The organism is Burkholderia sp. NLJ2 (assembly GCF_049487195.1).
Classification (GTDB): domain Bacteria; phylum Pseudomonadota; class Gammaproteobacteria; order Burkholderiales; family Burkholderiaceae; genus Burkholderia; species Burkholderia pyrrocinia.
Map to the genome: position 1 here is coordinate 3,195,104 of NZ_CP137810.1, position 17,914 is coordinate 3,213,017.

Annotated in this window: 13 protein-coding genes and 1 pseudogene; 6 read left to right on the forward strand and 8 right to left on the reverse strand. The window is 66.6% G+C overall.

Features of this window, described 5'->3' with window-relative positions; genetic code table 11:
* Nucleotides 1-111: 111 nt before the first annotated feature.
* From R9B84_RS36820 to R9B84_RS36840, 5 genes and pseudogenes are all read right to left on the reverse strand, one after another.
* Nucleotides 112-1,359: pseudogene (locus R9B84_RS36820) on the reverse strand (ESPR-type extended signal peptide-containing protein); the annotation flags it as partial.
* 1,147 nt (nt 1,360-2,506) lie between these two features.
* Nucleotides 2,507-3,409 (reverse strand): ferritin-like domain-containing protein, encoded by a 903-nt coding sequence (locus tag R9B84_RS36825; RefSeq protein ID WP_423762236.1) that lies wholly within the window; start codon nt 3,407-3,409, stop codon nt 2,507-2,509.
* A 95-nt stretch (nt 3,410-3,504) separates the two neighbouring features.
* Nucleotides 3,505-3,723 carry a hypothetical protein gene (locus R9B84_RS36830; RefSeq protein WP_047902452.1) on the reverse strand — a complete coding sequence of 73 codons (219 nt, stop codon included), beginning with the start codon at nt 3,721-3,723 and terminating at the stop codon, nt 3,505-3,507.
* A 263-nt stretch (nt 3,724-3,986) separates the two neighbouring features.
* Nucleotides 3,987-4,637, reverse strand: coding sequence for an NADPH-dependent FMN reductase (locus R9B84_RS36835; protein ID WP_423762237.1), 651 nt, complete (start codon nt 4,635-4,637; stop codon nt 3,987-3,989).
* Between the two features lie 311 nt (nt 4,638-4,948).
* Nucleotides 4,949-5,254, reverse strand: coding sequence for an NIPSNAP family protein (locus R9B84_RS36840; protein WP_034180841.1), 306 nt, complete (start codon nt 5,252-5,254; stop codon nt 4,949-4,951).
* Nucleotides 5,255-5,535: 281 nt separating this feature from the next.
* On the opposite strand from R9B84_RS36840, the gene R9B84_RS36845 reads away from it, so the two are divergent.
* Nucleotides 5,536-6,324 (forward strand): GNAT family N-acetyltransferase, encoded by a 789-nt coding sequence (locus R9B84_RS36845; RefSeq protein ID WP_423762238.1) that lies wholly within the window; start codon nt 5,536-5,538, stop codon nt 6,322-6,324.
* Nucleotides 6,325-6,657: 333 nt separating this feature from the next.
* Here R9B84_RS36845 and R9B84_RS36850 read toward each other — a convergent pair whose 3' ends face one another.
* Nucleotides 6,658-8,016 carry a DUF3999 domain-containing protein gene (locus tag R9B84_RS36850; RefSeq protein WP_423762239.1) on the reverse strand — a complete coding sequence of 453 codons (1,359 nt, stop codon included), beginning with the start codon at nt 8,014-8,016 and terminating at the stop codon, nt 6,658-6,660.
* Nucleotides 8,013-11,402, reverse strand: coding sequence for a DUF2339 domain-containing protein (locus R9B84_RS36855; protein ID WP_423762240.1), 3,390 nt, complete (start codon nt 11,400-11,402; stop codon nt 8,013-8,015). Before R9B84_RS36855 ends, R9B84_RS36850 begins: the two co-directional genes overlap by 4 nt.
* A 656-nt stretch (nt 11,403-12,058) precedes the next feature.
* On the opposite strand from R9B84_RS36855, the gene R9B84_RS36860 reads away from it, so the two are divergent.
* The 4 genes from R9B84_RS36860 to R9B84_RS36875 all read left to right on the forward strand — a co-directional run bounded on the left by R9B84_RS36860 (nt 12,059) and on the right by R9B84_RS36875 (nt 16,274).
* Nucleotides 12,059-13,228, forward strand: a complete 1,170-nt coding sequence (locus tag R9B84_RS36860) for a quaternary amine ABC transporter ATP-binding protein (RefSeq protein WP_423762241.1) — start codon at nt 12,059-12,061, stop codon at nt 13,226-13,228.
* Nucleotides 13,221-14,117 carry a choline ABC transporter permease subunit gene (choW, locus tag R9B84_RS36865; protein ID WP_423762242.1) on the forward strand — a complete coding sequence of 299 codons (897 nt, stop codon included), beginning with the start codon at nt 13,221-13,223 and terminating at the stop codon, nt 14,115-14,117. Before R9B84_RS36860 ends, choW begins: the two co-directional genes overlap by 8 nt.
* A gap of 112 nt (nt 14,118-14,229) precedes the next feature.
* Nucleotides 14,230-15,228: a GlxA family transcriptional regulator gene (locus tag R9B84_RS36870; protein ID WP_423762243.1), complete on the forward strand. Its 999-nt coding sequence runs from the start codon at nt 14,230-14,232 to the stop codon at nt 15,226-15,228.
* A 98-nt stretch (nt 15,229-15,326) separates the two neighbouring features.
* Nucleotides 15,327-16,274 (forward strand): choline ABC transporter substrate-binding protein, encoded by a 948-nt coding sequence (locus R9B84_RS36875; RefSeq protein ID WP_423762244.1) that lies wholly within the window; start codon nt 15,327-15,329, stop codon nt 16,272-16,274.
* 142 nt (nt 16,275-16,416) lie between these two features.
* Here R9B84_RS36875 and R9B84_RS36880 read toward each other — a convergent pair whose 3' ends face one another.
* Nucleotides 16,417-16,842, reverse strand: a complete 426-nt coding sequence (locus R9B84_RS36880; protein WP_423762245.1) for a PACE efflux transporter — start codon at nt 16,840-16,842, stop codon at nt 16,417-16,419.
* A 147-nt stretch (nt 16,843-16,989) separates the two neighbouring features.
* Between R9B84_RS36880 and R9B84_RS36885 the strand changes: the two genes are divergently transcribed.
* On the forward strand, nt 16,990-17,910 hold the full coding sequence (locus R9B84_RS36885; protein WP_423762246.1) for a LysR substrate-binding domain-containing protein: 921 nt from the start codon (nt 16,990-16,992) through the stop codon (nt 17,908-17,910).
* Nucleotides 17,911-17,914 lie beyond the last annotated feature (4 nt).

A 17,914-nucleotide genomic window follows, 5' to 3' on the forward strand; every position in this document is an offset into this window, starting at 1 on the left:
GCCGATCGCTACGGAGCTGCCGTTCGCCGTGGTGGCGTTGCCGATCGACACGGCGCCCGTGCCGTTCGCCGAGTTCGAATTGCCGAGCGCGACGGCACCCTGGCCATTCGACGTGTTGTTCGCGCCGATCGCCAGCGCGCCCGTGCCAGTCGCGCTGTTCGGATCGCCGAGCGCGACCGCGCCGTCGCCGCTCGCTGTCTGGCCGCGGCCGATCGCAACCGCACCGCCGGCGGCCGTGCCGCCGTTGGCGGTCGTGCCGCTCGAGCCGATCGCAACGTTCTGGCCGGTCGCGCCGGACACGATGCCGTCGCCCTGGGCGATGCCGTATGCGCCGTTGACCGTCGCGCCGCGGCCTACGGCGATACCGGAGGTTGCGGCTGACGCGACCGACGATGAGCTACCGACGGCGACCGAGTTCGTGCCCGCTGCGAGTGAGGTACTGCCGAGGGCGGTCGCGCCCGTTGCTGATGCGACTCCCGCATAGCCCAGCACGGTGGCGTTGTTTGCTGTCGCGCTGCTGTTCAGCCCGACCGCCGTTGCGTTGTTGCCCGACGCGATCGTTGCGCCGCCCGTACCGGAGCCCTGTCCGCCCAACGCGATAGCGTTGGTACCCGTCGCGGTCGATTGGGCACCGAGTGCAATGGAGTCCTGTCCTGTTGCACTCGCAGTCGCTCCGATTGCAAGTGAATCGCCCAGGCCCGTTGGACTTGATGCAAGTGCACCTGATCCGATTGCGATTGCGTTCCCGGACGTGATTGCAGCGGCCGTCGAACCAGAACCGATGGCGATGTTGCCGCCAGACGCAGCGTTCGCCGTGCTGCCTAACGCGACCGCGTTCTGCGCGCTGGCAGTGCTGTTGCTTCCGATTGCAGTTGCGCCCGTGCCCGATGCCGTTGCATTGAAGCCGTACGCGTTGCTGGATGTTCCCGAAGCGGTGGCATAGGTACCGACAGCGGTCCCGGCCTGCGCCGCCAGCGTGCCAAGGCCGATCCCGACGGCGCCGTCACCTGACGCCGTCGCGAACGAACCGAACAATGTCACGCCACCGAACCCGGTGCCATAACCGCCGCCGTTGGCATTGCAGCCTGCGACGTTCGACCAGGTGCCGCTGCCGTCAATCGGGCCGGACGTCTGGGCCGGAAGCGTACGCCCCAGCACCGTGCCGCCGCCGCTGGTGCAAGAGAGTGATCCGGTATAGGTCGACGCATACGCGGCGGATGCCGACGCCGTGAGAAGCAGGCTGACAAGCAGTTTGACGGATGCCGAGCGTTTGCTCTTGCCCCGTGCCGAATCGTGTTCCGATGCCGCGACCCAGGCGCCAAGAGCTTCGTTCCAGATCGAGCGGTATGTGCGGTTCATGTCCTACTACCTCCAAATGTGCACGCTACACACCGGTCTCTTTCGTTAGAGGAATATGCCGTGCGCTCGCGCGAATCTCAAAATTGATGAGCGGAGTTTATTGGAGGTCGATTTTATGAATTGACAAATAGTGATAAATAGAGGGTTTTGAAAGTTAAAAGATGGTCAATGAATCGTGTTTTGATGTATCTGCGAATAATGAATTTGAAAGATGTAAGAATGTTACGTGTAGGGTTTGGGTTTTCTGCCTATTGGCTGCGAAATTGTATGAAAATCAATGTGTTGCGCGAGTTTTGTGCGGTAGGTAACACATGCGGATGACCGATAAGTAAGACAAATGAAATAGCAAACGTTTGCGCAAACGTCACCAATTACATGTCTGTAATGTTTGGCGGTGTGCAGGTTGATAATATGTTGAACGTCTCGTTAACTTGTTAATTTGTGATTTTGTGGTGGATTTGTTTTTGTCTTATCTGATTATCTGTAAATCAATTAAGTATGAAGTTGCGAATATCGGGCTGTGCTGATTTGCGCATCCCGTCCGTCGAGGCTGCCCGTGTGGCGGGCGTTCCGGGCCGGCTAGCTCGTCGAATTTGTAAAAAATTGATACAAAGCGACAGATAGTGCTCGTGGCATTCAACTATCGGATTTGTCCTATTGACGATATCGGCAATGCCGGTATTTGGACGGGGTTCGAGCGCGTGTCGAACCGGTCCGGGAGGCGCTATCCGCCATGGTTGCCCGCCTGGTGCCGAAAGACGCTGGTCGGCGTCGGCGGCGCCGCTCCCGAATTGTCTGAACATGGGTACGACAATTTGTCCTGCGCGTGGCGCGCGGATCGCAGCGCCGGTAGAAAATGGGGAAGGAGTGAATGTGTCGGGCGCGCAACATTCGGCAGGCGGATGCAGGTCGACGCGCTCCCGCATCACATGCGACTGGTCGGCTTCGAGCGCATGCACCCGAACGTCCGCTTGCCCGGAACCTATGGCAAGCGTCCGGGAGGAAGCCGGGCACCGGCGGCAACAGTCAGGCTGCGCAGCGTATCGCCGGCGACGGGACGCGCAACGTCGAGAGCAACGTCGAGAGCGGAACCGGCGAGCGCGCCGCGCGTGCCGGCTCGCGCGGCGCGCGGCCGCGCCCCTCGTCCTTACTTCTTGAGAAACCGCAACGCGAACCGCGCCATCCGCGGCACGAACATCGGGCGCAGCAGGCGTTTGTCGTAACCGGCCATCCGCCGGTCGTTCTCGACGAGACACAGCTCGATCAGCTCGCGCGGGTTCAGCGCATCGCCGATGTCGGCGGTACTGGTTGCCGGGAAGTTCGCGTCACGCGCGGCGCCGTCGGCGTCGATGCCGCGCGCGATGCCGATGCGGTCGCGGATCAGTTGTACCCACACGGCCGCGACGCGTGCGAAGAACCACGGCCGGCGCCACCACGGCATCGTGCGCCAGTACCACGCATACCAGTTCGCGAAGAACAGGATGTGGCGCCCTTCTTCCTGGATCACGGGCTCGAAGGTGTCGACGAGTTCGGGCGGGAAATACCCGGAGCGCTGCGCGGAGCGGAACAGGCCGAATGCGAAGAAGCTGTCGATGCACTCGCTGAAGCCCGTCATCATCCACGACCACTCGGGGTCCTGCGGCGCCGGATAGGCCGGCTCGGGCGCGAGCCGGATGCCGTAGGCTTCGACGAGCTTCGACAGCACGACCTTGTGGCGTGCTTCCTCGCCGCCGTCCATCTCGAGCGCGCGGCGCAGCAGCGGATCGTCGATCGTCGCTGCATAGGTTGCGACGCGAATCGATGCGCGGCCTTCGGTTTGCACCGCGATGTCCCAGATCGGCAGCGACGTGAGCCGCCTGAGTTCGGCGGGCTTGAGCGCCGGCCAGTCGATCACGGCCGGTTTGTACGGATTGTGTGTGTCGAGCAGCATGCGACAGAACATCTGCTTGTGCGCATCGGAACCGATCCTGACCGGGCCTCGACTCGCGAAGGTCCAGTTGCGCATCGCGTGATCTGCGGCTGCGTGCTCTTCCTGCAGCGTGTCAGTCATGGCTGTTGTTATGCGATTACGGGCCGAAAGATTTTTGCATAGCTTCCGTAAACGCGCATTTTCGAGCGGCCATGCGCACGCCGGCCAGGCGTACGTCACGCGTGCGTGTCGACCCAGAGGCGGCCCCAGCGGGACGCATAGGCGAGCGCGTGTTCCTCTTCGAAGAAGAAGTCGATCGCGTCGAACGAAACGGAGCGCGACGACGGGCCGCCGCTCGCCCGCGCGATCGTCAGGTTGGCGGCGAACAGCCCGTTCGGCAACCGGGCGGCAGCGGGGGCGACTTCATAGCCCTTGTAGCGGATCGTACGGTTCATGGCGTGCGCGGAGAAAGTTCGGGCTTTCAGCGTACGAAAACCCGCCGGCTGCGTGAACCAATCTTTCGGCCAATGCAAATCATGCGGTGGGCCGAATCGATATCGAGGGGGCGTGCCGGGGAAGGGGATGCAACGCGAAGCGTCGGCGTGGTTTGTGCGTGATGCGGTGCCGGCGCGCACGGTGCATCGTCGCCAGTCCGAAGGCGCACCGCCCGCGCACGGCGAACCTTGTCGGCCGGGCGCGGGCAGCGGAATGCAGGGGATTACTGGTTGGCGATCTTCAGCACGGGCGCAAGCGCGTCGACCGATGCCGCGTGCGTGGCCGCGCGATGCGACGCGAATGCGAGCGCGAACTCGGCCGCTTGCGCGCCGACCGTCTCGAGCTGTGCGACGACCTTCGGATCCGAGCAACTGTCGGCGCTTTCGAAACGCGTTTCGAGCGTGTTGACGGTCGCGCCGAACGGCGTCGGCCAGCCGCGCAGCGCATGGACGATCGAACGCAGCGACGTCAGCACGGTGCCGGCCGCCTGCCAGCCGTACGCGGTGACGATCAGGCCGACCGCGCGGCCGTCGAGATAGGGGCGATCGTCCGCGCGCAGTTCCTCGAGCGTGTCGAGCGCGTTCTTCACGAGACCGGAGACGCCGCCGTGATAGCCGGGCGTCGCGATGATGATCGCGTCGGCCTGGCGCACGGTGTCGATCAGTTCGCGCTGCGCGTCGGTCAGCGTTTTGTGTTCGGGTGCGTAGTGCGGCAGCGTATGCAGGAACGGGCCGTCGAACAGGCGCGTGCGCGCGCCGGCGGCCTGCGCACCGCGCAGCGCGAACGACAGCGCGCGTTCGGTCGACGACGCTGCTCGGGTGGTGCCGCCGATGCCGACGACGAACGGGCGGCGGTGTTGATCGAATGCAGTCAAGGGGCGCTCCTCGGGGATGGCTTGCCCGGCTAAGCACAGGCTTAAAACCAGATGGTAACGACCCCGTCGCCACTCTGAAAACGACTTTTCGTTCTATCGATATGCCGCGCGGCGGGGGCAATCGTGTGCGCGGCCGCGCAGATCGATAGCAGAAATGCTTGGTTGGGACGGTACGCCACGGTCGATAAGATGGGCCCGTCTCCTCCATGATGTCTCTACTGACATGGGTTGGCCCCGCCGCGCGGATGCAGGCGGGGCTTTTTTTCGTCCGCGTCAGGAAAAAGGGGCGCGATACCGGCGGCCGTTGCCGGTTACTCGAATACCGGCCGGAAGAAGCTGCGTTCGTAGCTGACGATGCAGCGCGTTTCCTCCGCATAGCGGAACGCGGCCTGGCACGCCGGATCGTCCTTCGAGCGTTCGCGGTAGCGCTCGTACTCGGCGAGGCTCGGGAACGAGAACATCGCGAGCGCGATGTCGTTCGCGCCTTCGGACGGCAGGAAGTAGCCGTGATGCGTGCCGCCGAACTTCTCGACGAGCGGAATCCACATCTTGCCGTAGGTTTCGAACTGGTCGAGCTTGTACGGATCGATGACGTAGCGAAGGAAGCAGGTGACCATGAGCGCTCGCGGTGCGGTGAGGGAACAGCGAGTCTGGATCGCGTCGCTGCAGGTGTCAACGGAGTGCATGGCGAGCGTCGATGCAGTCGCGGGATTCGTTGCTTGCGCGTACAACGATCGGCGCACTTTCATGCGTTCGCAACGACGCCGGCAGAGCGGTGCAACGTACCGCCGCGACCGATTTTCCTGCGCGCATTTCCCCAAACTTTTACGACATTTTTTCTTGCGAGGGCGGTCGGCGCGCTCATAGACTTCGGGCATCCCAACCACGGAGCACTGCGATGTCGATACCCTGGAACGCGATTGCCGAACGCCTCCCTGCTGCGCCGCCTTCCGTGTGCGCCGACCGGGTGGTCGTACGGCGTTTCGATCCGGCAGTCGACAGCTATGCGCAACTCACGCCGATGCTGCATCGCGCGTTCGTGCGGCTCGGTGCGATGGGGCTCAACTGCACGTGTGTCGATCAGGACGAAGACGTCACGCGCCGCCGCGCGGAAGCGGGCGAGTGCTACGTCGCCGTGTGCGGCGGGCGCGTGATCGGCACGGCCACGCTGTACGCGACCGATCCGGCTTCGGCCTGCTCGCTGTACCGGCGGGAAGGCGTCGCGAGCGTGCGGCAGGTGGCCGTGGATCCCGATTGCCAGAGCCGCGGAATCGGCGCGTTGCTGCTGTCGTTCGCCGAGCGGTGGGCCGCGTTGCGCGGTTATACGCTGCTCGCGCTGGATACGCCGCATCCCGCGTCGCATCTGCTGGCGTTCTACGGTGCGCAGGGTTTCGAGGTCGTCGACGTGATGCGCTTCGCCGGCAAGCGCTACGACAGTGCGATCCTCTGCAAGCGGCCCGTCGCGCACGTCGTGCGCCGCGTGTCGCCGGCGTCGCGGCTGCCCGTGCGCGTGGCGGCCGTGCGGCGCGTTGCGTATGCGTTGCCGGCGCGCGTTGCGGCAGTGGCACGGCGCGACCTGCGCGTGCGCCGTGGCGCGGGATGGGCGGCGCGACGCGCGGCAGGTGCCGCGAGCTGCCGTTCGTCGCCGTGGCGGCCGCGTCAGCATGGGCGCTACACGTTCGGTTGAGCGCCGCGCACTGGCTCCTTTTTCTGGTTTTACCGCGTAAATGTCGTGTGAGCGGAGTGTGGCGCTTCCGCTCGTGTACGGCCCATGAGACACCCCCGCCGCGCCGCGGCGAAACGATGTTTACGCGCTTTTTATGCTTGGCCGCGATCTTCACGCGAACCTTCATAAGATGGATTCGTGGAAACGGATGCTGCGCGATCGTGCGCGCAACCGTATCGGCCCGCGAAGCGCGATGCCTGAAGCCGTCACGACGGCTCGTCGCAGTGATGCGTTGCGCCCGTCGAAAGAAACAGGCACGCCCGATAAACGCCGCATAAAGACGGGCGCGTCGCGTCACTCTTCGCGGTTGCGCGACTCACCGCCGCCTTTCGCGAGACGCCAGGCAATCGTGCCGAGCACGCCGACCGCGACGACCAGCGCGCCCCACAGCACATAGCGGCGCGTCGCGTCCGTATCGGCAGCCGCCACCGACGCGCCCGCCGAAACCGGCAGCGCCGCGCCGACGCGCGCGGGCCGCACTTCGGGCGCCATGCCGACCAGCAGCGCATCGCGGCTCACGGCCGACGACACGAGCGTCGCGTCGCCGACGCCGAGCGTAAACGGCGGCGTACCGCGTGCGACGAAGGTCAGCGCGGCCGGATGCCAGCCGATCGCGACCGTCGGCTGCCCGGTGCCGAATCCGCCGTTGCGCATGTCGACGACGATTCGCCACGCGCGATCCGTATTCGACGCGAACTCGAGCGGCGGATTGCGCTGCTCGCCGGATTTGCCCTGCAGCCGGAACAGCACGGCGCCCGCGACGTCGCGCCACGGCGTCTGCGCGTCGGCGCGGCTTTGCAGCGTCGCGCGCGCGACGGTGTTCGGCTGCGGCAGGTCGATGCGCACGCGGTCGACCGGATACGCGCCGTCGGTGTCGAACAGATACTCGCCGGGCGTGCCGCCGGCCCGCACGCGCGCGGCGTCGCGCCATTGGCGCGGCACGGATGCGGTGTCCGTCCCGCGCGCGTCGCGCGGATGCGTCTCGACGTCGATCGACGCGATCGCGGGCGCACCGTCGAGCCAGTCCAGCCGCAGGTAGCGCGGTGCCGCGCCTTCGAGCGCGATGCGTTCCTGCACCAGCATGTCGTCGCCGCGGCCGACCTTCAGCAACTGCGTGCTGCCGAGCGAGCGCCAGCTGCGCAGATCGTCGCTGGCGTCGAAGGCGACACGCCCCTGGTAGCTGTCGTCGCCCACGTGCACAAGCAGCGCGTCGATGTTGCCGTCCGCACGCGACAGGTCGACGAGATCCGCGCCGCGCTTCGCCGGCGACGGTGTGGCGACGGCCGCGCGCAGCGAGCCGTCCGGGCCGACCGTCACGCCGAGCGGCGCGTTGCCGTTATCGGCGCGCACCGGCGGCAGCGGGAACCAGTGCACCGGCGTGCGCGACGGCGGCACGGCGGGCGTGGCCGCCGCGGGCGCGTCGAGCGAATACGGAACCGGCTCGCCCGCGCCGTTGAAGACGCGCACGTCGCCGAGATCGTCGCGCCGGCTGGCCGCATACACGGGCTGCGGCACGGTGAGCTGGTAATACGCGGCGCTGCCGTCGAGGTCGAGCGAGAAGCGCTGCGCGACGCGCCCGGCGCCCGGCGTGCCGTCGGCGGCCGCGAACGACGCGAGCAGGCTCAGTCCGAGCAGGGCTGCGAGTCGTTTCATTGCGGGTCGTCCTGGTGGACCGCGGCCTTCGGCGGCAGCGGCGAGAAATAGCCGATCAACAGCAGCAGCACGCCGATGCCGATGAACGACACGATGCGCTCGATGCCGGTCACGTGCGACAGGTCGAACAGGAACAGCTTGACGACCGTGAGCGCGAGCAGCGCGGCGCCGACGAACCACAGCGGCCTCAGCCCGCGGCGCGTGGCCCAGATCGTTGTCGCGAGCGCGCAGACCGTCCAGTACATGGACACCGACGCCTGCACGAGCGTCGATTCGGCCATCGCGCCGAATTCGTACGGCACGCCGGCCCAGTGATGCAGCGAGCGCAGCAGGATCGCGTTCAGCCACAGGAACGCAGTCGCACCGGCCGCGCCCAGCAGTTCGACGCGGTACTTCCCGAACGACCAGCCGAGCTTGCGCGCGCGCACGAACCACGACGCGGCGAGCGCATAGACGACCGCGAGCACGAGATCGAGCGGGTTGAAGAGCGGCACGCGCGCCCAGCTTCCGCCGTCCTGCGTGAAGTTCGCGTAGAAGGTCCACACCCACATCGCGACGATCAGCGGCAGCGACGCGAGCGCACACACGCGGGCGATCCCGTCGCGACGCGTCAGCCACATCCCGGCGAACGCGAACAGGCTCCAGCCGACCATGACCACCTGCTGGATGCCGAACGACGACAGCACGGTGTCGATGCCGTAGGCCATGTGGAAGCGGTGATGCAGCGTGCGCAGCATCAGCGCGTTGAACCACAGGAATACGGTTGCGATCGCAACATAGTCGACGACGCGCGGATGCCATGCGATGCCGAGCGTCTTCAGGCGGCGCAGCCACGCGGCGAACGCGACAAAGACGAGGAATTGCGCGATGTCGAGCGGATTGAGCAGCGGCAGCCAGAAGAGCGGCGATGCGTCGCCGTCGCTCGTCACGCTGGCGATGCTCCACAGCCACAGCAGCGCGACGAGCGGCGCCGCACCCCATACCTGGTAAGCGCGCGGGAACGCCGCGACGGGCCAGCGCAGGCGGGAGCCGGGGCCCGATACGAGCAGGAGCAGCGCACCGAAACCGTACGCCCACGCGCTCCAGCTCCATGCGCCTTCGGGCACGAATGCGCGCAGGCGCCAGAAGCCTTCGAGCGACAGCAGCCCGCACAGCGTCCAGAACATCAGCGTATGCAGCGGCGCAATCACGCCTGCGGCGAAGGATTGGCCGATGCCGGACGCCGCACCCTGCGCGGCATCGGTGCTTGCCGGTCCGCGCGACTGGCGCCACAGCAGCGCAAGACCCGCGCCGATGGCGACGGGCCACGCGAACGCGCCGAGGCCCGACAGCGGCGCTTCGTACGCATCGAACGCGCGCAATGCGAGCAGCGCCAGCACCGGCGTCAGCGCGAGCGCGGGCCATTCGGCGAGCGGCCATGCGAGCCGGCGGCGCGCGACGTGCGCGAGCCACGCGGTGCCGGCCGCGAACAGCGCGGTTGTGTCGACAACGAAGCGGTCGGCATGCAGGTCGACGTGACGGCTCGCGTAGACGAGGATCTCGTGCAGCCCGCCGCTCACCCACCACAGCAGCCCCCACGCCGCGGCCGCGGCGCCGATCTCGGGCATCCACGCGTGCCACGCGCGCGCTTCGTCGCGCCCGTGCAGCCACCAGCCGGTGAACAGGCCGGCGAGCGCGATCAGCAGCATCGCGATATACGGGCTGTTGAGCACGGGCAGCGCGGTTGTGTCGGCCGGCCCGAGCAGGCTCGTGAAGAACGCGCCGGCCGCGGCGACCTGCATCAGCAGGCCGAAGCCGAACGGCAGCAGGCGCTTCTGGCGCACCCCGAGCCACACGATGGCCGCGCCTTCGATCGCCCACGCGGCACTCGTCGTCGGGCCCGAGAACGCGAGCGGCACCGCGAGCGTCGCGAAGATCACCGCGAGCGCGAGCATCGCTTCGAACAGCAGCGCGAGGCGATCGCGGCGCCGCGCGAGCCACGCGGCGACCGCGACGTAGAACGCCGACAGCGCGACGGCGCTCCATGCGAGCCCGAACGGCATGCCCTTCACGAGCGACGCCTGCAGCGCGGTCGCGACGATCGGCGTGCCGAACACGAGCGTGCCGTCCACGTAGTGCCGCAGCGCGAGTTCGCGTTTCACCGCATACAGCAGCGCGATGCCGACATACATCAGGAAAAACAGGATCAGGAACGGCTCGGTGCTCGCGAACAGCGCGGGGCGGTAGGCCGTCACGCCCCACGCCGAACCGATCGTGAACGTGAACACGAAGCCGAGCAGGTTCAGCGGGCGCCATGCCTTGAACCACGCGATCGCGAAGATGCCCGCGTTCAGCAGCGCGTAGTAGCTGAACAGCGCGACATGGTTGCCCTGGCCGGTCGACAGCAGCACCGGCGCGAGAAAGCCGCCCGCGCTGCCCATGAACGCGAGCGGCAGCGCGTTCTGCTTCACTGCAAGGAACGCGCTCAGCGCGCAGACCGCAACCATCAACGGAAACGCGGCGCCGACGGGCAGCAGCGCATAAAGCTTGGTCGCGGCGAAGATCGTCAGGTACAGGATGCCGACGCCGCCGCCTTGCAGCACGAGGCCATACGCGGCGCGGCGCGCACGCACGCGCCAGCCGATCGCGAGCAGCGCGGCCGCGGCGAGCGCGGTGCCCGCGAGGCGGAATTCGATCGGCAGCATGCTGTTGTCGGCCGCGTACTTGAGCAGGAACGCGATGCCGAAGAACAGCACGATGATGCCGACGCGCACGACCGTGTTGCCGCCGAGCAGCCAGTCGCGCGCGGCGCCGAACGCACGTTCGGCGATGCCGGGTTCGCGCGGCGCGGGCGGGGCAGGGCGGGCGGGTGTGGCCGGTGCGTTCGTCGCCGTGTTGGCGGCAGCGGGAACGGCGGCGGGTGCTGCGGGTGCAGGAGCCGACACCGACGTGGATACCGGCGTGCCCGCGCGCGCGGCTGCTGCGATTGCGGGTTGAGCAGGCGATGTCGGCGGCGTTGCCGAAGCAGGGGGCGACAGCGGAGCCGACGGGGCGCCGGCCGCAGTGGACGAAGGCGTTTGCGCGGCACTGCCGGCGGCGACCGCGCCGGCCTTCGCGCCGGCGAGCTGGCCGCGCAGCGAATCGAGTTCGCGCGTGAGTGTTTCGACGGTTGCTTCGAGGCGCGCGACGCGATCGGCGAGCGGCGCGGGCGTGGGCGGCGTCGTCGCGGGCATCGCGAATGCGTCGGGCGTGGCGCTGTTGTTCGCGAGTGTGCGCTGCCGCAGCGCGTGACCGATGCCGAATCCGACGGCGGCGCCGAGCAGCGAGCCGTTCGCGACCGAGAAATCCCCGATCAATGCGGCGATGCCGCCCACGATGAAGCCGATTACGGCGAATGCCCAGTTCAACGCCTTACTCCCTCTCGTATCGTTATCGTCCTTCGATCGCGGCTCGCACCGGATCGAGGCGGGTTCAGCACGGCCGGCAGGCGAACCGGCAAGTGCGCGCCGTTGGCGGACCGTCGTGCGCAAGGCGCATGGCAACGGCGCGATCGGCGTGTTTGCAGGCAATGTATCACAGCGGTCATGCGGGATTTTCTGGGTTGCGGGCGGGCCGCGATGCGTGGCTGATTGCCATTCACGACGATCGCGCGGCGCGGCTTTTTTGTACGGTCATGCTTTTTGCGGAGGGCCGACAGGCACGGCGAGACGGGCGATTGACGTGCATTGATCAGACGACATTCGCGACACCGGCTGATCGGACGCGGAATTGTCGCAAAGCGACGTGCGCCTGACGCGAATTGGCGCAAAACATCATGCGATGCGCGCCGCGCTGCTGCGCACAAGTCCGGCGTGCGATGCCCGTCGTTATTGGGTGTGCGCGTATTGCGCTGCCGCAATCGGGTGTCGCCGCGTGCCGCGGCCCGCCGGGCGGGGCTGGAGGCCGTGTCGTATTTGCGCAAGCGTTTGTCGTAATTCGTCGGCAGGTCGGGGTTTTTTCTAGCAACTATGTAGGCACGTTGAGTGACACGCGTGAGTCCCCGCTACACGAGGAGAAGGTTTCGATGGATGCCCCCAAGGTCGTAGTCGAAGGTCTGTGCAAGGTATTTGGAAGTAACCCCCAGCAGGCGCTCGACATGCTCGCCGCCGGTGCGACGAAGGATGACGTGCTCAAGCGCACCGGCCAGGTCGTCGGCGTGCACAATGTCTCCTTCGATGTGCAGGAAGGCGAAATTTTCGTGCTGATGGGCCTGTCCGGCTCCGGCAAATCCACGCTGATCCGCCTCGTGAACCGGCTTGTCGACCCAAGCGCGGGCAAAGTGATGATCGACGGGCTCGACGTTGCGTCGGCGCGCCGCTCGGCGCTCACCGCGCTGCGCCGCAAGGACATGAGCATGGTGTTCCAGTCGTTCGCGCTGATGCCGCATCGCACCGTGGTGTCGAACGCCGCGTTCGGCCTCGAGGTTGCGGGTGTCGGGAAGAAGGAACGCGAACGGCGCGCGATGGAGGTGCTCGAGCAGGTTGGCCTCGCACCGTTTTCGCACAAGCTGCCGTCCGAGCTGTCGGGCGGCATGCAGCAACGCGTCGGCCTCGCCCGCGCGCTCGCCGTGAACCCGTCGCTGATGATCATGGACGAGGCGTTCTCCGCGCTCGATCCGCTGAAGCGCAGGGAAATGCAGGACGTGCTGCTGCAGCTCCAGAAGGAGCAGCGCCGCACGATCATGTTCGTGTCGCACGATCTCGAGGAAGCGCTGCGCATCGGCAACCGCATCGCGATCATGGAAGGCGGCCGGCTCGTGCAGGTCGGTACGCCGCAGGACATCATCGCGAACCCGGCCGACGACTACGTGCGCGCGTTCTTCGACGGCATCGACACGAGCCGCTACCTCACGGCCGGCGACCTGATGCAGACGGGTGCCGTACCGACCATGTCGAAGTGCGATGCCGCGAACGTCGCGGCGACGCTGAACGGCAGCGCCGAATACGCGTTCGTGCTCGACGCCCAACGCAAGATCCGCGGCTTCGTCACGCGCGATGCGATCGGTCAGGACACGCCGTCGGTGCGGCCGGTCGAAAGCATCCGGCGCGATGCGTCGCTCGAACATGTCGTCGCGCGCGTGGTCGCGAGCCCGAATGCACTGCCCGTCGTCGACGACGACGGCTGCTACTGCGGCTCGGTCGATCGTGCGCTCATCCTGAAGGCCATCACGCGTTCGCGAGGCTCCCATGTCTGAAATGATTCCGCTCGGTACCTGGGTCGACCAGTCCGTTCATTACCTGCTCGACCACGATGCGAAGACGTTCGACGCGATCGGTCAAGCGATCGAAGGTCTCGCGGCATTCGTCGAACACAGCCTGCAGGCGATCCCGATGTGGCTGATGATGGCGATCTTCATCGGCATCGGGCTGTGGCGGGTGGGCTGGCGTTTCGCGCTGTTCACCACCGCGTCGCTGCTGCTGATCTTCGCGACGGGCTTCTGGGATCAGACGGTCATCACGCTCGGCCTCACGCTGTCGTCGACGATCATCAGCCTCGTGCTCGGCATCCCGCTCGGCATCTGGGCGGCCAAGAGCAAGTGGGTCGCCGCGACCGTGCGCCCGATCCTCGACCTGATGCAGACGATGCCGGCCTTCGTCTACCTGATTCCGGCCGCGATGCTGTTCGGCCTCGGCCGCGTGCCGGGGATCCTGTCGACGGTGATCTTCGCGATGCCGCCGGCCGTGCGCCTGACGAGCCTGGGTATTCGCCATGTGAACCGCGAGATCGTCGAAGCCGGGCAGGCATTCGGCTGCACGCCGTGGCAACTGCTGTACAAGGTGCAGTTCCCGAACGCGCTGCCGTCGATCATGCAGGGCGTGAACCAGACGATCATGATGGCGCTGTCGATGGTGATCATCGCGTCGATGGTCGGCGCGGGCGGTCTCGGCAACGACGTGCTCGCGAGTATCCAGCGCCTCGACATCGGCCTCGGTTTCGAAAGCGGTCTGTCGGTGGTGTTGCTCGCGATCATTCTCGACCGCATCACCGAAAGCTTCGGCCGCACACCGGGCACCGTGAAGGCGCCGCTGTTCTCGGGCCTCAAGCAGCTCTTTCGCGCGAAGGCCACCCCCGCGCAGGCCTGATGACTGACCGGCGGCCGGCCCGTCTTCCGGCCGCCTTCCCTGAATCGATAGCGGCTTCCGCGGCATTTGCCGCGGGGCTGGCCCCCTTGCAACTCCTCGCCAGGAGACCGATGTGACGTCCGCCGTCGCTGTTGCGCCCGCCGCCTGCGTTTCACCGGTTTCGTCCCTCGCCCATTTCGGCTTCCTGACGCTGCCGAACTTCTCGATGATCGCGTTCTCGAGCGCCGTCGAAGTGCTTCGGATGGCGAACTACGTCGGTCGCGCCGACCACTACAAGTGGTCGATCTACTCGCTCGACGGTGCCCCCGCGCATGCCAGCAACGGCATTGCGGTGCGGCCCACGCAGGCGCTCGACGACACGAACCTGCCCGACGTGATGATCGTGTGCGGCGGCATCCGCATCCGCGACGTGGTCGACGACGGCGCGCGCGATACGCTCACGTCGCTCGCCGAACGCGGGCTGCCGCTCGGCGGCATCTGCACGGGCGCGTACGCACTGATGTCGAGCGGGCTGCTCGACGGCTATCGCTGCACCGTGCACTGGGAGAACCTGTCCGCGCTGCATGCCGAGTTTCCGCAGGTCGGCTTCGCCGACGAGCTGTTCGTCGTCGACCGCGACCGGCTGACCTGCACGGGCGGCACTGCGCCGCTCGACCTGATGCTGAACCTCGTCGGCATGCGGTTCGGCCAGCAGCTTGCCGCGCAGGTGTCGGAGCAGTTCATCCTGGAGCGGATCCGCAGTTCGACCGATACGCAGCCGATTCCCGTCGATGCGCGCGTCGGCTTCTCGCGTGCCGAACTGATCGAGGTCGTGCGGCTGATGGAGGCGAACATCGAGGAGCCGCTGTCGCTGGAGGAACTCGCGCGGCTCGTGCGGCTGTCGCAGCGGCACCTGCAGCGGATGTTCAAGGTGTACCTGAACGTGTCGCCGACCCACTATTACCTGACGATGCGCCTGAAACGCGCGCGCGACCTGCTGCGCACGACCGACGCGTCGATCGCGCGCGTGACGACGGTCTGCGGGTTTCATTCGCCGTGTCATTTCAGCAAGGCGTACCGCGCACAGTTCGGCCATGCGCCGAGCTACGAGCGCAGGTTGCCGGGGCGCTGACAGTTTGTACGGTCCGCGACGTCGCCGGGATCGCGGCGCGCGGTTTCAATAAGAGATCCCGCATTCATGCAAACGACATCACTTTGAGGAGAAGAAAGATGAAGCGCCTATTGATCGCAGCGGTGTGCGGGATCGGGATAACCGCGCCGATGTCGGCCGTTTATGCAGCCGATCCGCCCGTATGCAAGAACGTGCGCTTCGCGGATGTCGGCTGGTCCGACATCGCGGCGACCACGGGCCTGGCATCGACGATGCTGCAGGGGCTCGGCTACAGCCCGACGAAGACGATCGCGTCGGTGCCGATCACGTTCGCGGGGATCAAGAGCAAGCAGATCGACGTGTTCCTCGGCTACTGGTCGCCGACGATGGACCCGATCATCCAGCCGTTCACGAAGGCTGGCACGATCAAGGTGCTGTCGACGCCGAACCTGACCGGCGCGAAATACACGCTCGCGGTGCCCGACTACGTGTACCAGGGCGGCCTGAAGTCGTTCGCGGACATCCAGAAGTTCGCGGACAAGCTGAACGGCAAGATCTACGGGATCGAGCCGGGCAACGACGGCAACCTGCTGATCAAGAAGATGATCGACGGCAACCAGTTCGGCCTCGGCAAGTTCAAGATGGTCGAGTCGAGCGAGGCCGGGATGCTGGTCGAGGTGAATCGCGCGATCCGCGACAAGCAGTGGATCGTGTTCCTCGGCTGGGAACCGCATCCGATGAACGTGAAGATGAAGATCGACTACCTGAGCGGCGGCGACGACGTGTTCGGCCCGAACTACGGCGAAGCGAAGGTGCTGACGGCGACGCCGCCCGACTACGCGCAGCGCTGCCCGAACGTCGCGAAGTTCGTGTCGAACCTGCAGTTCACGACGACGATCGAAAACCACGTGATGGTGCCGATCATGAACAAGGAAGACCCGAACAAGGCGGCGGCCGAGTACCTGAAGGCGAACCCGCAGGCGCTCGACAAGTGGCTCGCGGGCGTGACGACGATCGACGGCAAGCCGGGGCTGCCGGCGGTGAAGGCGTATCTCGGCGTGCATTGAGCGTCGACGTAGCTGGCGCGCCTGCTGAAGGCGACGCGCCGGCGTGATGAAGCGCGGCCTTCCCGCATCGTGCGGGCGGGCCGCGATGTTTTTGGGGAGGGCGGGTCGACCGGCGAAGTGCCGGGCTGTGCGGGAACAACCGTCACGATCCCTTCGTCGCCGCTGGTACGTCGAACACGCGATCGAACGCCCACTGGAACACGAACGCGTAGCAGAAGAAGAACGCGAACAGCCCGATATCGACGACGAACGCGTCGAACCACGAGATGTCGAGCCACCACGACACGACGGGCACGAGCATGAAGATCAGCCCGCCTTCGAATCCGGTGGCGTGCAGGATCCGCCGCCCGAGCGTACGCGTCGGCTGCCGGCGCGACGCTTCCCAGCGCTCGAACAGCGCGTTGAAGATCATGTTCCACAGCAGCGCGATCGCCGACATCGTCGCCGACAGCGCGCCCGAATAGACGAGGTCCTGCTTGAAGATCGCCGCGATCACGGGCGAGATGCAGGAGATGGCGATCGCTTCGTAGAGCAGCGCCTGCGTGATCCTGCGCGGTAGGCCTTGCACGTTGTTTCTCCGGTTCGACGGCAACCGCCGCGGCACCGTGCCGCGACGTTCCGCAAGGCTATTCGCGTTGCGCACCCGCTTCAATTCACCTAATCTCACCCCGATTGAATCGAATTCAACCCGGCCGCATCCGGCCCGCGAGGCCCCGTGTTCTCGAAAATTCCCCTGACCGCATTGCGTGTATTCGAGTCGTCGGCGCGGCTCGGCACGTTCAAGGCCGCCGCGGACGAGTTGTCGGTAACGCCGGCTGCCGTGTCGCACCAGATCAAGTCGCTCGAAAGCCGGCTCGGCGTGCTGCTGTTCGAGCGCGGCGCGAGCGGCGTGCGGCTCACGGAGGAGGGCGAGCGCCTGTTTCGCACGAGCCACGATGCGTTGCTTGCGCTGAGTCGCGGGCTCGATGCGGTGCGGCCCGAAGCGGCCGACGAGCGCACGCTCGTGCTGACCACCACGCCCGCATTTGCCGCGATGTGGCTGATTCCGCGCCTCGGCGGGTTCCGGCAGGTCGATCCGCAATTGAACATCAAGGTCGAAACCGGCAACGCGCTCGCCGATCTCGAACGCGACGCGCGGATCGACCTCGCGATTCGCGCGACGTCGCGCACGTTCCCGGCGCTGCACGAGATTGCGCTGATCGACGAGTATTTCGGCGCGTATGCGGCGGCCGGGTTCGATGCGCATCGTTCGGACGAGCAGCTCGATTTGATCGAAACCGTGTGGGATACGCCGCTGCCGGTGTCGATCGACTGGGCGTCGTGGTGTCGCGCGGCCAATCGCGAAGCGTGGCTCGAACGCGCGGTGTTCCGGCATTACGACGACGAGCAGTACGCATTGCAGGCCGTATTGCACGGGCAGGGCGTCGCGTTGTTGAGCTCGGTGCTGGTGGCCGAGCACGTCGAGCGTGGCGCGCTGATGCCGATTGAGCCGTCGGTGCGGCTCGACGGCGCACGCTTCGTCGCGCTGTGCCGCCCCGGGCGGGAACGTGAGCCGCAGGTCAGGCGGTTTCTCGATTGGCTCGAAGCGGAAATCGCGCAGACGCGCGCGGCGGTGGCGGGGATGGCCGGACTGTGAAAGC